The organism is Gordonia gummivorans, from assembly GCF_022513585.1.
Taxonomy (GTDB): domain Bacteria; phylum Actinomycetota; class Actinomycetes; order Mycobacteriales; family Mycobacteriaceae; genus Gordonia.
Map to the genome: position 1 here is coordinate 214237 of NZ_JAKWBF010000001.1, position 13946 is coordinate 228182.

General features: G+C 67.4%; 13 protein-coding genes. 3 read left to right on the forward strand and 10 right to left on the reverse strand.

Going from position 1 to position 13946, the window contains the following annotated elements; translation table 11 throughout:
* Positions 1-134 precede the first annotated feature (134 nt).
* From MKW15_RS00945 to MKW15_RS00955, 3 genes are all read right to left on the reverse strand, one after another.
* On the reverse strand, positions 135-302 hold the full coding sequence (locus tag MKW15_RS00945) for a hypothetical protein (protein WP_240855209.1): 168 nt from the start codon (positions 300-302) through the stop codon (positions 135-137).
* A 44-nt stretch (positions 303-346) separates the two neighbouring features.
* Positions 347-1714: a wax ester/triacylglycerol synthase domain-containing protein gene (locus tag MKW15_RS00950; RefSeq protein ID WP_240855211.1), complete on the reverse strand. Its 1368-nt coding sequence runs from the start codon at positions 1712-1714 to the stop codon at positions 347-349.
* Positions 1715-1808: 94 nt separating this feature from the next.
* A complete protein-coding gene (locus MKW15_RS00955; RefSeq protein WP_240855212.1) occupies positions 1809-2162 on the reverse strand; it encodes a hypothetical protein in 354 nt (117 codons plus the stop codon).
* Between the two features lie 337 nt (positions 2163-2499).
* Here MKW15_RS00955 and MKW15_RS00960 point away from each other — a divergent pair, with 337 nt between their 5' ends.
* Complete coding sequence (locus MKW15_RS00960; protein ID WP_240855214.1) at positions 2500-3468, forward strand: LysR family transcriptional regulator; 969 nt, start codon at positions 2500-2502, stop codon at positions 3466-3468.
* 28 nt (positions 3469-3496) lie between these two features.
* On the opposite strand, the gene MKW15_RS00965 is transcribed toward MKW15_RS00960, so the two are convergent.
* The 7 genes from MKW15_RS00965 to MKW15_RS00995 are packed head-to-tail and all read right to left on the reverse strand — an operon-like array spanning position 3497 to position 11504.
* Positions 3497-4705 carry a vWA domain-containing protein gene (locus MKW15_RS00965; protein ID WP_240855216.1) on the reverse strand — a complete coding sequence of 403 codons (1209 nt, stop codon included), beginning with the start codon at positions 4703-4705 and terminating at the stop codon, positions 3497-3499.
* Positions 4702-5586 carry an AAA family ATPase gene (locus MKW15_RS00970; protein ID WP_240855217.1) on the reverse strand — a complete coding sequence of 295 codons (885 nt, stop codon included), beginning with the start codon at positions 5584-5586 and terminating at the stop codon, positions 4702-4704. Before MKW15_RS00970 ends, MKW15_RS00965 begins: the two co-directional genes overlap by 4 nt.
* Entirely contained in the window at positions 5583-6509 is a 927-nt protein-coding gene (locus MKW15_RS00975; protein ID WP_240855218.1) for an XdhC family protein, read from the reverse strand. Before MKW15_RS00975 ends, MKW15_RS00970 begins: the two co-directional genes overlap by 4 nt.
* A 33-nt stretch (positions 6510-6542) precedes the next feature.
* Complete coding sequence (locus MKW15_RS00980) at positions 6543-8942, reverse strand: aerobic carbon-monoxide dehydrogenase large subunit (RefSeq protein ID WP_240855219.1); 2400 nt, start codon at positions 8940-8942, stop codon at positions 6543-6545.
* Entirely contained in the window at positions 8939-9439 is a 501-nt protein-coding gene (locus MKW15_RS00985) for a (2Fe-2S)-binding protein (protein ID WP_240855220.1), read from the reverse strand. Before MKW15_RS00985 ends, MKW15_RS00980 begins: the two co-directional genes overlap by 4 nt.
* A gap of 33 nt (positions 9440-9472) precedes the next feature.
* The gene (locus MKW15_RS00990; RefSeq protein ID WP_240855221.1) at positions 9473-10360 is read right to left on the reverse strand and encodes an FAD binding domain-containing protein; all 888 of its coding nucleotides are present in this window, start codon (positions 10358-10360) and stop codon (positions 9473-9475) included.
* 19 nt (positions 10361-10379) lie between these two features.
* The gene (locus MKW15_RS00995; RefSeq protein WP_240855222.1) at positions 10380-11504 is read right to left on the reverse strand and encodes an XdhC family protein; all 1125 of its coding nucleotides are present in this window, start codon (positions 11502-11504) and stop codon (positions 10380-10382) included.
* A gap of 411 nt (positions 11505-11915) precedes the next feature.
* On the opposite strand from MKW15_RS00995, the gene MKW15_RS01000 reads away from it, so the two are divergent.
* Both MKW15_RS01000 and MKW15_RS01005 read left to right on the forward strand, forming a co-directional pair.
* Positions 11916-12806, forward strand: a complete 891-nt coding sequence (locus MKW15_RS01000; RefSeq protein ID WP_240855224.1) for an AAA family ATPase — start codon at positions 11916-11918, stop codon at positions 12804-12806.
* On the forward strand, positions 12803-13897 hold the full coding sequence (locus MKW15_RS01005; RefSeq protein WP_240855226.1) for a vWA domain-containing protein: 1095 nt from the start codon (positions 12803-12805) through the stop codon (positions 13895-13897). Before MKW15_RS01000 ends, MKW15_RS01005 begins: the two co-directional genes overlap by 4 nt.
* Positions 13898-13946: the final 49 nt, after the last annotated feature.

Sequence of the window (13946 nt, forward strand, 5' to 3'; positions counted from 1 at the left end):
CCCTTGGAGTCCTCCCCCAGAAATTTCTCGCGGACGACTATGAAACCCGGGGAAGAAGTTTTTCCCCTAGATTTTGCGGGCACGACGCCATCGTGTTTCCCCAGGTCAGAAGGCTGGTCACCGAACTCCTCGGATCAGTCGGGGGTGTGCCCGAGGGTGCGCCATTCGGTCGGTGCGTAATAGGTGATGTAGCCGGTCGTCTCGATCACCTTGAGCACGCCGCCGGGTTCGACGCTGATGGTCGCTTCGTCATACTCGACTGGACGGCCCCCGGCGAGGACCAGTTTCACATTGTTGGCCATGGGCGGATCGTAGGTCGTGAGCGCAGAATCCGCGCGCCGGCATTTCACGAGACGAGTTCGCACACCTCGCGAAATCCGTTGTCGAGACTGTCGACCAGCGTGTCGATGTCGGGCACCGCGGCGTCGTCGACGTCGATGCCCATGCAGCAGTCGCCGACGTAGGACAGCAGGGTCACGTTGAACGCCGCGCCGATGGTCGGGCCGAATCCGTACTGCCGGATGATCTTCGCGCCTGCCAAGTAGAGCGGCACGGGCGACCCGGGCACGTCGGAGGCGACGAAGTCGACGTGCTCGAGCATCGCGCCGACGGCCGCGGACGGCAGCACGTTCAGGGCACCGGCGATCGGTTCGGCAAGCGGCACCGCCGGTTCGACGCGCCACTTCGCTACGATCTCGTGCATGCGCCCGATTTCGTCTTTCGGTTCGTCGGTGTCGCAGGGAAGCGCAAAGCGCAGCAGCGTGATCCGGTTCCCGCCAAGCGGATCGTCGTCGGACCGCAGATTCATCGGCATGGTCACGCGCAGGTGATCGATGTCGGCGTCGTGGCGGCGGTGATACTCACGCATCCCGAGGACGATGGCGGCAAGGAAGGCGTCGTTGAGGGTCCCGCCGCCCACACCACCGGCTGCTGCCAGCTTCTCCACGGGCACGTCCAATGTCGCGAAGTGCCGCCGGGTGCTGCGTTCGGTCATCACCGGAGACGCCGTGGTGGTGACCGGTTCGACGATGCGCGCCACCGACCGTGCCGTGCCGCCGGCGTCGCGCAGTGTCTGAAGCGGACGAGTGATCGAGCGAGCCGCAAGTCGTGCTGCCGCCGACGCCGAATTGCGCGCGAGTCCGGCAGCCGACGACGCATACCAGCCCGCGGTGTCGATGATCGATGGCTTGCGGGCTTCTGCGTCGGGAACCGCAACCGGTGGGCGCGCAGTGCCGTCGCGTTCGAAATCCATTGTCTCCGCGGCAATCTGAACTCCGCCGACGCCGTCGGTGAGGGAGTGGTGGAACTTCATCACAACGGCCGCCGCGCCGTCCTCCTCGAGCCCGTCGAGCAGGGTGTATGTCCACAACGGGCGGGCCGGGTCGAAGGCCGACATGCCCGCGGTCCGTGCGACCTCGAGAACTCCCTGGAAGTTCTTGGGGTGCGGAGCGTCAAGTCTGCGCAGATGCCAGCCCAGGTCGAAGTCGGGGTCGTCGACCCACCGCGGTGGAGCGAGGCCACGGTCGGGCACGAGCTTGCGTCGCATCGCCGGCAGCACCTGGGTCGCACGCTCGACCGTTGCGACGAAACGATCCCAATCCGGCGAGGCATCGAGCAGTGCGACTGCCACGATGGTCGAGCGCAGGATCGGGTTCTGCTCCATGCGCCAGGAGAACATGTCCGTTTGGGTCATCCGGACGACGTCGTCACTCATATCTCGAGTGTTCTCCGTGGCGGCGCTCGTCATGGGCTTTTGGCCAGTTGCGGTACCAAGGTCCCATGCTGGGCAAGCCAGACCGGGCACGACGTCACCGCCGCGCACTCACCTCGTCTCGGCGCTCGCGGCTCTTCACCGATCCGAGGTAGGCCACGATGACCGCGACGATCCCCACCACCGCCACGACCACGACGGTGGTCGACTCGCCCGTCGCGTTGACGATGATCGCGACAAACGCCCAGAGCAGGGTGAGTGGATAGGCGATGACCGAGGAGCCGACCACGAACGTGACCGCGGAACCGAGGGCCGCGGCAGCGACCAGGAAGGCAACCTGCCAGCCGGCCGACCAGCCAGAGCGCCGCCGCGCCGCACGCCACGGCGAGGTCGATGGCCAACCGCTGCGCCGACCCGGTCCCCGTCGTCCGTGTGCGCACGAAGACAACACCGGTGGCGATCGACAGCAGGTAGATGACCGCCCAGATACCGAAGGCGTAGCCGGTCGGGCTGATGAACAGATCGACGTCGTCGTCGTTCGGCTGACCGCCGAAAGTCAGCAGCGGGATGAACACCGCGAGGGCCTGTGCGACCGACAGGACGAGTACCGCCCACGCGGCGGGTGTGGATATTCGCGTCGACGACATATGTCCGACTTTGTCACAGTCGGCGCGAGGTTCACGGCTGCTCCGGCGTGTCACCTGCCCGGCCCGGAGGGGGTACATGCGCGTCTAGGATCGACATGTGTCAGACAACGTGCGACACGGAGACCAGATGTTGCGGAGCTCATGACGCCGGCACAGCTGCGCGCCTTCGTCGCGGTAGTGCGGACCGGATCGGTCAAGAACGCCGCCACCGAACTGGCCCTCACCGAGCAGGCGGTGTCGATGCATGTGGCGGCGCTGCGCAAGAGTCTCGGCGACCAGCTCTTCAGTCGGACGCGGTCGGGGCTGGCCTTCACCCCGGGCGGTCTGCGACTGGCGGCCCGCGCGGTCGAGATCCTCGGACTGCAAGATCAGACGATCAGCGAGGTCGGTGCCGCCGCCGGTGGACGGCGCACGATCCGGCTCGCGTCATCGAGTCTGTTCGCCGAGCATGCGGCGAGCGGTCTGATCGATCTGTTCACCAAGCGCGCGAAGGACCTGGAGGTCGAACTGAGCGTGCACTCCCCGGATCGGTTCGCCTCGCTCCTCGCGTCGCGGGCGGTGGACGTCGCGATCGGGCCGGCGCCGACCGACATGGAAGTCACCGACGGCGGTCACGCGTTGACGATCAAGGAGTTTCTCACCTACGACGTGGAGGCGATGGCGGCCCCGAGCCATCCCTTCACTCAGCGCCGGGCCAGCCCGGAGGAACTCGCGCACGCGACCTGGAACCTCGGACCGTCCGCGGCCGCCGTTCATGAAGCCATCCCCACGATGCTCCGCAAGCTCGGTGTGCCCGACGCCTGCCAGCGCATTTTCCAGAGCGATGCCGCCGCCTGGGAGGAGACGCAACGCGGCAGCGCGCTGACCCTTGCGCCCACCTTCGCGGTGCGCACGGAGGTGGCCGACGGTCGCTTGGTGCGCGTGAACGGCGAGCAGGTGCATCGGCGCAACACATGGTGCGCGACGACCCTGGCGCACGATCCCACCCGCACGGCCAGTGAACTCATGCGGTTTGTCGGCACGCCCAAGGCGATGCAGGCGATGCTGCGCGGCACCGGCGTACCGGTGAAGAACTTCCGTCCAGCGGTCTACGTCACGCTATGGAACTGATTCTGCCGCTTGTCATTCCACTGTTGTGTCAGCGTCGACGCGCCTCGGCGATGGCGGCGATCACCGCGGGCAGGTCGTCGACGGTGCCCGCCGGTAGCAGTCGATCGCAGTACGGCAGCGCTGCCGCCATCCCGCCCACGAGCGGCGCGTAACCCGGCACGCCCGCACGAGGATTGAGCCAGATCACCGTGAATGCGCGGCGCGCAATCCGCGACATGACCCGTTCCATGACCTCTGGCTCGCCGGAATCCCATCCATCCGAAGCGATCACGCAGATCGTCCCGCGCAGTGTCTGTCCGTGCGGCGAATGCAAGAGTGCATCCAGGCTGGCTGCGATCCGGGTGCCCCCGAACCGATCCACCACCTTCTCGCTCGCCGATTCGACCGCATCGTCGATGGACGACCGCGCCAGGATCGATGTCATCCGCGTGAGCCGGGTGGCAAAGGCGAATGTCTCTGCGCGGCCACGCCTCGACAGGACGCGCATCGCGTGCAGATAGACGGTCGTGTAGGCCTGCATCGACTGCGACACATCACAGACCATCGCGATGCGCCGCTGCCGCCACACCGGGCCCCGGTAGGCGACGTCGGCGATCTCCCAACCCGTGTGGCGAGCCCGTACCAGCGTGTGCCGCAGATCTATTCGCCGACCGCTTCCGATCACGCGCTCGCGTCGACTCCGTCGTCGCGGCCAGCGCTGGGTGGCGTCGTCGAGCCAGGAATCGATGAGTTCGAGTTGCCGGGAGTCCAACTGGTCGAAGGGAATCCGCGCGATCGAATCGATCGCGCTCGGTCGGGGAATCCACACCGGCGTGCCGTCTTCGTCGTCTGCGGAGTCCGCGCCCGCCGCCATCCGCGGCAGTGTCGCCCACGGCAGGCCCTCGGTGTCCGGGTCGTCGGCGGCGTGCGGGCCGGGTACCGCGAGTGACTGCTCGCCGCGCGGTCCCGTCGAGGTGGCGCGCAGGGCCGCCGGATCGAGGGAGAACACCGCATCGTTGAAGACGGCGTTGAACACGGCATCGAAGGTGGCCAGGTCGGAGTGCTTGCGTACCAGCGCGATCCGAGTGAGCCAGTACAGTTTCTGCCGGTCGGACAGCACACCTCGGTCGACGGCACCAAGAGCCCGGCCGAACACGGCAGCATCGGATTGACCGACGGCCAGACCGGCGCGGCGGAGTCGGTCGGTGAACCCGGCGGCGAACGCCGCTCGATCGACCAGGCTCAGGATCTGGTTCACAACAGAGCGCCCCGCGCGAGGGCGTCGGCGACGTCGGCGTGGTCGTCCGGGGTCTTCACGAGGGTGCCGAGGGTCGGGAGGACCGCGTCGGGCATCAATTCCGGGACGCCGAGGGTGATGAGCGCCGACACCCAGTCGATCGCCTCGGCCATGCCGGGTGGCTTGTCGAGGTCGAGTTCGCGGACCCGACCCACGAACACGGAAGCGTCGGCGATGAGGGATTCGGGGGCGGCGGGCACGGTTCGGCGCAGCACGGCCGCCACCTGGGCGGCCCCCGGGTACGCGATCCAGTGGTACAGACAGCGCCTGCGCAACGCATCGTGGAGCTCGCGGCTGCGGTTGGAGGTGAGGACGACGATGGGTCGTCGCTGCGCCCGGATGGTGCCGAGTTCTGGAATGGAAACCGCGCCCTCGCCGAGGAACTCAAAAAGCAGCGCCTCGAATTCGTCATCGGCACGGTCTATCTCGTCGATCAACAACACCGGCGGCCGCTGGCCCTGATGCCGGATCGCGGCCAGCAGCGGACGTTCGGACAGGTACTCGGGTGCGTACAGATCTGCGTCGGACATCGACTCGGCCCGTGACTCGGACAGCCGGATCGCCAGAAGCTGGCGCTGATAGTTCCACTCGTACAAGGCGTCGTGGGCCGCCAGACCTTCGTAGCACTGCAGGCGGATCAGGTCGGTGTCGAGGGCCGCCGCAACCGAGATCGCCGCCGACGTCTTACCCACTCCCGGTTCACCTTCCAGGAGCAGAGGCATCTGCAGGGCGGTGGCCAGATACAGAGCGGTGGCGATCCCCTCGTCGGCCAGGTAGTCGATGGCGTCCAGGCGTTCGACGACGTCGCGGGGCGACTCGAACAGACTGACCGGAGCGGTCATCTCATCGCCTGCAGGTCGCCGCTCGTCCGGGCGAGATAGGCTTCGAGGCAGCCGGCACAGCAGAACCAGTGCTGTCCGGATTCGTCGCTGACGCCAGGTGTGTCCTCGGCGACGACGACGGTCATGCCGCAGATCGGATCGACCTCGTGCCGTTGCGCCGGAGGCGTTGCCGCAGAAGCATCGTCGGCATCGATCCGCGGTGTCCGGAGGCCGTCGCGCCGGACGGCGGCGACCACTTGTGCCAGAATCGACAACGCGATCTCGGCCGGGGTGACGGCGCCGATGTCGAGACCCACCGGAGTGTGGATCAGGTCTCGCTGCGCCGGAGTCAGTTCCATCGAATCCAGCACTGCTGCGCCCCGGGTGCGACTGGCCACCAGCCCGATGAACCCGACCCCACCCTCGAGGGCCGACCGGATCAGCCCGGCCTCGTCGCCGCCGTGCGTGCACACGATCGTGGCGAGTGCGGCTGACGACGAATCAGGCTGTGTCACCTCCAATCCCAGCAGACGGGCCTGTTCGGCGACGGCCGTGGCGATCGGTGTGTCACCGGCGACGTGGAGGATCGGCGCGGGCAGCACCGGTTCGACGAACACCTCCAAGGCACCACCGGACATGCACGGGTTCACCGCCACCCGCGCCCCCGGCGTCTCCGGGAACGGATCGCCGCCATCCGGCACGATGCGCAGCAGCATTCCCTCGCCGGCGTTGATGACGTCGGTTGCGGCGAGACGAACCGACTCCCGCGCGCACTGTCCGCCGATGAAGCCGTCGATGCGCCCGTCCGCGGTCACCAAGGCGAAATCCCCGGCATGCGCGGAGGTCGGTGGCTGGGCACGCACCACGGTCGCCCGGGCAAACGGCACACGTTCGGAGATGAACTGTGCAGCAATGTCGGTCAAGCGCCGTGGTTCCGATGGCATGCCTGCTCCTGTTCTCGTGGTCCGGGACACTCCTCAGATCGGCGGCCGCGCCCGCCCCTGCATCGCCTCCCACACCCGCGACGGCGTCAGAGGCATATCGGCGTGGCGAACCCCGAAGGGTTCCAACGCATTCAGCACCGCATTCACCACCGCCGGCGGTGAACCGACGGTCGCCGACTCCCCCACGCCCTTCGCGCCGATCGGATGATGTGGCGAGGGCGTGACAGTGAATCCGGTTTCCCAGTGCGGCACTTCGAGGGCGGTCGGGATCAGATAGTCCATGAACGACCCGTTGAGACAGTTGCCCTCTTCGTCGAAGGAGACGATCTCCATCAGCGCCATCCCCACACCGTCGGTGAGTCCGCCGTGCACCTGCCCCTCGATGATCATCGGATTGATCCTGGTACCGCAGTCGTCGACGGCGACGAAGCGTCGAACCTTCACGACCGCGGTGTCGGGATCGATGTCGACCACACAGATGTAGGCACCGAACGGGTAGGTGAGGTTGGCGGGGTTGTAGACCACCGACGCGTCCAACCCGCCTTCCACACCCGGCGGCAGGTCGCCCGCGCCGTGCGCCTTCATCGCGATCTCCGCGATCGTCACCGACGTGCCAGGATCGCCCTTGACCTTGAACGTCCCCTTCTCCCATTCCAAGTCGGCGACCGAGACCTCGAGCATGCCTGACGCGATGAGCTTGGCCTTGTCGCGGATCCGGCGCGCCGCGACGACCGCCGCGGCCCCGGACACCGGCGTCGAGCGGCTGCCGTAGGTGCCCAGTCCGAACGGCGTGTTGTCGGTGTCGCCGTGGACGACGTCGATGTCGTCGGGTGGGATGCCCAGCTCTTCGGCGACGATCTGCGCGTAGGTCGTCTCGTGTCCCTGCCCTTGGGATTGCACCGACAGGCGGACGACGGCTTTCCCGGTCGGGTGCACCCGCACGTCGCATCCGTCGGCCATGCCGAGTCCGAGGATGTCCATGTCCTTGCGCGGTCCGGCCCCGACGGCCTCGGTGAAGAACGCAACCCCGATCCCCATCAACTCACCACGTTCGCGTTTGGCCGCCTGTTCGGCGAGCAACGCGTCGTAGTCGGCGATCCGCATCGCCTCGAGCATCGTCTCGTCATAATTGCCGGAATCGTAGACCCAGCCGGTCTTGGTGGTGTACGGGAACTGGTCGGGCTGGATGAAGTTCTTGCGTCGCAACGCGATCTGATCCATCTTCAGTTCGTAGGCGAGGCAATTGACCAACCGTTCGACGAGGTAGACCGCCTCGGTGATCCGGAACGAACACGCGTAGGCGACCCCGCCCGGCGCCTTGTTGGTGTAGACCGCCGTCATCGCACAGTGGGCCGCCTCGAGCTGGTAGCTACCGGTGAAGACACCGAAGAATCCGGCGGGGTATTTGACCGGGGCGGCAACGCCGTTGAACGCGCCGTGGTCGGCGAGGACATTGGTGCGGATGGCCAGCATGCGACCGTCCTTGGTCGCCGCGATCTCGCCACGCATGATGTAGTCGCGGGCGAAACCGGTGCTGGTCAGGTTCTCCGTGCGATCCTCCATCCATTTCACCGGCTTTCCGGTGACGATCGAGCCGACCACCGCACACACATATCCCGGATAGATCGGCACCTTGTTGCCGAATCCGCCGCCGATGTCGGGGGAGATGACGCGGATCTTGTGTTCCGGGATGCCCGCCACGATCGCGTACAGCGTGCGGTGGGCGTGCGGCGCCTGGCTCGTCGACCAGAGGGTGAGTTTTCCGTCGACACGGTCGAAATCGGCGACGGCGCCGCAGGTTTCCATCGGCGCCGGATGCACGCGCGGGTAGACGATGTCCTGGCTGACCACCACGTCGGCCGTGGCGAAAACCGCGTCGGTGGCCGCTTTGTCACCGGTCTCCCAGTCGAAGACGTGGTTGTCGGTCTTGTTCTCGAGGTCGTCGCGGATCACCGGTGCCGACGGGTCGAGCGCGGTCCGGACGTCCCAGACAGGTTCGAGAATGTCGTAGTCGACGTCGATCAGTTCGAGGGCATCGCGTGCCGCGTAACGATCCTCGGCCACCACGGCGGCGACCTCTTGGCCCTGGAAGCGCACCTTGTCGGTGGCGAGCACCGCCTGCACGTCGTTGGACAGGGTCGGCATCCATTCCAGGCCAAGGCCTTTGAGCGTTTCACCGGTGATGACGGCCTTCACCTTCGGCAGCGCTTCGGCTGCGGTGGTGTCGATTGCGACGATCTTGGCGTGCGCGACCGGTGAGCGCAGGATGGCCATGTGCAGCATGCCGGGCAGCTGCACGTCGTCGACGTAGCGGCCGAGCCCGCGGATGAACCGCGGGTCCTCCTTGCGCAGCATCCGCCCGTATCCGACGGGTTTCTGGTTGTTGTCGACGAGGTCCGCTGCGGTCGGTTCGGGGGGCGTGGTGATGGTCATTGCGCCGCTCCTGCCGTGACGTCGTCGGTGGCCTCGTCACCGGAATGCCGGGCCGCCCATTGCACCGACCGCACGATCGTCGTGTATCCGGTACATCGGCAGATCTGGCCGCTGATCGCCTCGCGGATCTCGTCTTCACTCGGGTCCGGGTTGGTGTCGAGGAGTGCGCGGGTGGTCATCAGCATGCCGGGCGTGCAGAAACCGCATTGCAGCCCATGGCATTCCATGAAGCCCTGCTGGATCGGATCGAGGGTGGTGCCGTGTTCGAGTCCTTCTACGGTTCGCACGTCGTGCCCACCCGCCATCGCGGCGAGGATGGTGCACGACTTCACCGGTTCGCCGTCGATCTGCACCACACAGGTTCCGCAGTTGCTCGTGTCGCATCCCCAGTGGGTTCCGGTGAGCGCGAGCGTGTCGCGCAGAAAATGCACGAGCAGCAGACGGGGTTCGATGTCTCGGGTCACCGATTCACCGTTGACGGTCATCGTCACTTGCATCGAATTCTCCTCTGTTCCAGGGCTGTCCGGAGTTCAGGCGGTGGCGTCCGCACCGACGCCCAGGCGCGCGGCACTCCGCCGGAGGGCACGTCGGGTCAGTTCGTCGGCGAGATGCCGCTTGTAGTCGGCGGTTCCGCGTCCGTCGGTGGCCGGGTCGCAGGATTCGGCGGCGATCTCACCCGCGCGGGTCCATGCCGCCTCGGTGGGTTCCTGTCCGCGCAACGCGTCCGAGATCGCGGGTATGCCGGTGGTGTTGGGTCCGACGGCGGCCAGACCCACCCGGGCATCGGCGATGACACCGTCGGCCAGCCACAGCGCTGCCCCCACGGCGACCACCGCCCAGTCTCCCGCGCGGCGCTCCACCTTCTCGTAGGCACTGCTGCCGCCCGAACGGATCGGAATGCGCACCTCGGTGAGCATTTCGTTCTGTTCGACGGCGGTTTCGTAAGGGCCGCGGTGGAATTCGGCCATCGTGACCACCCGTTCACCGTCTGCGCCGCGGATCACGCAGCTCGCGTCGAGGGTGGTGCAGACACTCGACAGGTCCTCGGACGGGTCGGCCTGGCACAACGAGCCGCCGAGGGTTCCCCGGTTGCGTACCACCGGGTCGGCGATCACGCGCTCGGCGTCGCGGAAGATGGGGAATGACGAGAACAGCGGTTCGTTGGCGAGTAGTTCGCAGTGCCGGGTGAGCGCACCGATGCGGACGTCGTCGTCGGTGAAGCGGATGTAGCCGAGCTCGGCGTGGAGATCGTTGATGTCGATGACGTATTCGGGTGTCGCGAGCCGCAGCTTCATCATCGGAAGAAGACTGTGGCCGCCGGCGATGAGCCGTGCCTCGTCGCCGAGCTGCCCGAGGAGCCTTATCGCGTCGTCGACGCTGGTTGCGCGTTCATATTCGAACGGTGCCGGAACCTGCATGATGTCTCCTCTGTTGCGATCACCGGACGGCGTCGGGATGGATGTGATCGGCGAGCCGGTTCAGGTTGACGCCGCTGCCGCCGCGTCGGGCCGAGATGATCTCGGCGACGATCGACACGGCGGTCTCGGCCGGTGTCTGCCCGCCGAGGTCGAGGCCGATCGGTGAATGCAGCCGCGCGAGATCGGCGTCGGTGACGCCTTCCTGTCGCAACCGACGCAGCCGATCGTCGTGTGTGCGCCGAGAGCCCATGGCTCCGATGTACACCCCGTCAGGAGTTTCGAAGGCCGCTTGAAGTGCCGGAACGTCGAATTTCGGGTCATGGGTGAGGACGCAGATCGCGGTGCGCGAATCGATACGCCCGGCCGCGTTCTCGGCACGCAGGTAGCGGTGCGGCCAGTCGACGACGATCTCGTGTGCGGCCGGGAATCGATCGCGGGTGGCGAACACGCTGCGCGCATCGCACACCGTCACGTGGTATCCGAGCGCCGCACCGGCCGCGGCAACCGCGGCCGCATAGTCGATGGCGCCGAACACAATCATGCGTGGCGGCGGGGCGAAGGAGTTGACGAACACCGCGACGCCGTCGCCCATACGCTCGCCCGCCGACCCGTAGCGCAGGGTCGACGACTCGCCCAGATCCAGCAGGCCGCGCGCGTCCTGTGCGACCGCCCGGTCTAGGTTCGGTCCGCCGAGCGTGCCGATCACGTCGTCGGCGGTGACGGTCAGGTGGCTGCCCACTTGTCCGTGCGCACCGGCGGTCACGGTGGCCACCGCAATGGGTCGTCGGGCGGCGACGGCGTCGGCGAGGTCGCCGAGATCGGGCCAGGTCTCCTGGTTGACGGATTCGCAGAACACGTCGAGTATCCCGCCGCACGTGAGGCCGACGGCGAACGCCTCGTCGTCGGCGATCCCGTATCGCTCGCTGCTCGGAGTGCCGGATGCCATGACTTCACCCGCGAGTTCGTAGACAGCACCTTCGACGCACCCGCCTGACACGGACCCCAGGACGCGTCCATCCGCCAGGCGAATCGACGACGCCCCGGGTTGTCGGGGCGCCGAGCCCGTCGTCGCGACCACGGTCGTCAGCCCGACCGTCTCACCTCTGCGCCAATGATCCGCGAGCGTGGGCAGGACGTCTCGCATTCAGACACCTCTAATCCTGTGGACACCATTGTGGTTTGGATCACAGTGGTGTGACGTCGTCCAGTGTGCGCCGGTTTTGCCGCACGTCAACCGGAACCTCAGTGTTTGCTGAGGTCAGGGCACCCTTAGTCGTCGATACGTCCGCAGTGTCGCCGGGTCGTGCGACGATGCCCACCATGAACCCAGTCCATCAGAGGTCGGAGGCGGTCCGCGCGTCGAATGCGATGGCACCCGCCGACCGGACAATCGAGACCTGAAAACCGCCCCAGACTTGCGCCCTCGGGAGAGCCGCCGTTGACAATGTGTCGATGGCGGCTTTGCCTGGGGCCGCAATCGTGGGCAGGTTTCGTGTCAGGTCGCTGTTCCGAAGAGTTCGAGTCCTCGGCCCCCACCTGGGCATAGGCTCGCGTCATGACCGACGCACCGCCCCTCCCCCGGTCACCGGCCGAACTGGCGGCCGCGCTGGATGCCACCGGCTATCTCGCCGACGACGGCCTGGCCATGGCCGCCTTCCTCGCGCTGCGGATGGGTCGGCCGCTGTTCTGCGAGGGGGAGCCCGGCACCGGTAAGACCTCGCTCGCGGTCGGGCTGTCGCAAGCGTTGGACCTGCCGTTGATCCGCCTGCAATGCCACGAGGGCATCGATTCCTCGCAGGCGCTCTACGACTGGGACTTTCCGCGCCAACTCCTGCACCTGCGCACCCTCGAGGCGGCCAGCGTCGGACCGCTCGATGCCGATGCGGCCGAATCGTCGCTCTACACCGACCGATTCCTGCTCGCCCGCCCACTGTTGCAAGCGCTGACCGAGGCGCCGTGCGTGTTGCTCATCGACGAGATCGACCGCGCCGACGACGAGTTCGAGGCGTTCCTGCTCCAACTGCTCGACGAGAACGCGGTCACGATCCCCGAACTCGGGCACGTGCAGGCGGCCGTCCCGCCGCTGGCGATCCTCACGTCCAACCGCACTCGCGAGGTGCACGACGCACTTAAACGCCGCTGCCTCTACCACTGGCTCGAACACCCCTCGCTGGCCCGTGAGATCGCCATCCTGTCGCGTCGCGTGCCGGGCATCTCCGACGCCCTGGCCGCGCAGGTAGCCGGCGCGGTCCAGGAACTGCGGAAGCTGGAGTTGCTCAAGCCACCGGGCGTCGCCGAGACACTGGACTGGGCTCGCGCGCTCGCCGAACTCGACCGCAACGTGCTCGACGCGGAGGTCGCCGCGGCCACCCTGGGTGCGGTGTTGAAGTACCGCGAAGACACCGACCGGGTCCTGCGCGCCGGCCTGGACCGACTGTTGGCATGAACGGCGAACTGGTGGGATTCGCGGGTTTCGCGCGAAGTCTGACCCACGCGGGGTTACCGGTCGCGACGGACACGGTGGAGACCTGGGTGCGCGCACTGGGCGAGATCGACCTCGCCGACGTCGACCAGGTGTACTTCGCGGGGCTGGCGACACTGTGCCGCGATCCCGATGATCGTCCCCGTTTCGATCTGGCCTTCGACGCCTGGTTCGGGGACCGGATGCCGCGCACTACGCGACGTCCCACCCAACCCCGACCGTCCCGTTTGGCCGCGCTGCGCACCACCGACACCCAGCAGACGAGCGGGTCGGGTCCGCACCTCGCGGTGGCCGCCGACGACACCGAGGTGCTGCGGCATCGCGACATCGCGACGCTGTCGGCGGCCGAACGCGCCCACCTCGCCGAGCTCATCGCGACGTTGAAACCGATGCCGCCGCGTCGTCCGGCGCTACGTCACGCTCCCGCACGACGCGGTGAGGTCGATCGCCGGAAGACCCTGCGCGACATGCTGGCTGCCGGCGGCGAGCCGGTGCGCCCAAGCCGGCACCGACGAGCAACCCGTCCACGACGGGTGGTGCTGCTCCTCGACGTCTCCGGTTCGATGAGCCCCTACGCCGACGCCCTGCTGCGGTTCGCACACGTCGTGACCCGAGCCAATCCGAGCGGGACAGAGGTGTTCTCGCTCGGCACCCGGCTGACCCGACTGTCGCGCGCGCTGCGCGGAGCCGATCCGGAACTGGCCCTGTCGGCGGCCGGTCGAGCGGTGCCGGACTGGGCCGGTGGGACCCGCCTCGGCGAAACCCTGCAGGCGTTCGGAGACCGATGGGGACGCCGAGGTGTGGCACGCGGCGCTGTGGTGGTGATCTTCTCCGACGGTTGGGAACGCGGTGATCCGACGCTGCTGGCCCAGCAGATGGCGCAGTTGCACCGTCTGGCCCGAGCGGTGTTCTGGGTCAACCCGCACGCCGGGATGGACGGCTACCGGCCCATCCAGGGCGGGATCGCCGCTGCACTGCCGCATCTCGACGGGTTGCTGGCCGGTCACTCGTTGGCCACCCTGCAGGAGCTGCTCGCCGCCATCCGCGAGGCGTGAGGGGCTCACCAAAACCCCCGTCGGAAGCACGTGATCCGCGATTTCGGAC